At 65.6% G+C, this 1598-nt stretch carries 1 protein-coding gene and 1 pseudogene; both read right to left on the bottom strand.

The features are described from left to right. On the bottom strand, positions 1-1015 hold a 1015-nt coding region (locus tag JCM12178_RS17335; protein ID WP_054653226.1), incomplete at its 3' end, for an anaerobic glycerol-3-phosphate dehydrogenase subunit B. A gap of 2 nt (positions 1016-1017) precedes the next feature. Then, a pseudogene (locus JCM12178_RS18850) lies at positions 1018-1598 on the bottom strand (anaerobic glycerol-3-phosphate dehydrogenase subunit A); the annotation flags it as partial.

Genomic DNA, 1598 nt, shown 5'->3' with positions numbered 1-1598 from the left:
CGAGCACGGTCTCGCGGATGCCGGTGCGCTCACCGGAAAGCCCGCCGCCGAGGAATCTGCCCGTGGCGAGCAGCACCCGCTCGGCGCGAATCTCACGCTCAACGCTGGTGCCGACAACGCGCAGCTTGAACAGGTCCCCGTCCTTGCCCTCGTAGACCATCTTCTGCTGGCGGAAGAGGTGCAGATCCATGCCCGATGCGGCTTCCTCAAAGGCTTCCTTGATGCGGATGCCGGGAACGCCCGGCGGCATGGTGGGGATTTCGAAAATGGTCACGCCGAGCCGCTCCTGCATGTCCTGCAGCACTGCGTCCGGGCGGTAGATGCCGAGACAGGCGGGCAGGCCCAGCCATTTGGCGTCACCCACGACCGGTGCCAGCACTTCGGCAAAGCTCTCGCGGCCCTTGGGCGTTTCAAGCATCCGGGCCACGTTCTCGGTGAAGACCTCGCCGCCCTTGCCGGGCAGTTTCACGGTCTCGGAGCGCAGCCCCGCACGTCCGGGCGAAAGGTTGGCCGCGATCTGACGGGCGCTGAAGCCCTTGAGACCCGCGAAATCGACAATAACGCACTCTTCAGCGTCAGCAAGCATGTTCACGGCAGGGCTCATGGTGGAAGGCACGCTCCACGTGCGCTTCAGGGTCCCGGCCGGGCTGGGCACTTCAAAGTTGCCGCTCTCGGCAGTGACGTAGTGCAGTCCCGCGTCCGAAAGAAAACTGGTCACGGCCCTGAATCCGGCGCGCATGTCGGTCTCGTCCACGAAACGATAAGGGTGCTCCGGGTTGGCCGCAAGCAGCGCGGGCAGGGACTCGAACGGGTTGGTGACGCCCACGGCCTTGCCGCCCTCTTCGCTGGCCGGGATGGCCCCCAGAAGGTCGAAATAGCCGGTGGTGTACGCGAGCATGCCGGTATTTCCGGCCTGCGCCACGCTCATGCCGCGCTCTGCGGCGAATATGGATGCGGCCATTCCGGCGATGCCGGTGCCGATGATGGCGAGGTTGCAGCGGATGATGTCTGCCATGGCTAGTCGTCCTCCCCGGCGGATTCAAGGCCCATGAGGCCGCAGTGCAGGGCCTCGGCCAGTTCGGCCTGAACCAGTTGCGCGTCCCAGAGAACGGGACGCAGGCCCCGGAAGCGTTCGGCAAAAAAGGTCTGCATCTTCTTCAGTCCCTCGGGCGAATCGAAACGCCCGGTGTCATACAGGTGCGCACCGATGCGCATGCCGCAGAAGGAGCCCTGACAGGAGCCCTTGCCCACGCGGCTTCTCAACCCGAGCGCCTTGAGGCCCGGATCGGGGATGAATTCGGAGCAGTCGTTGATGATTTCGTCCACCGCGCTGGCCGGGACCATCTCGCACTCGCACAGCAGCGGATCGTCCGCGTCCGGGTTGCGCGTCCAGATTTTCGGGGCGCGGCCCGGCTCGGTCCATTCGCAGGCATTGACCTCGGGCAGCGGCTCGGTGGCGGTGATGCACGGGGCGGTCACGCCCAGCCGCCCGGCAACGAGGTCCGCACACTTTTCGGCCATGAGCCGGAAGGTGGTCAGCTTGCCGCCGGTGATGGTGCAGAAGTTGGAAAGCCCGATGTCCTCATGGTCAAAGAGCG

The sequence above is a fragment of the Salidesulfovibrio brasiliensis JCM 12178 genome (assembly GCF_001311825.1).
In the GTDB taxonomy this organism is placed as follows: Bacteria; Desulfobacterota; Desulfovibrionia; order Desulfovibrionales; family Desulfovibrionaceae; genus Pseudodesulfovibrio; species Pseudodesulfovibrio brasiliensis.
This window is presented reverse-complemented; position numbering and strand designations above follow the sequence as displayed.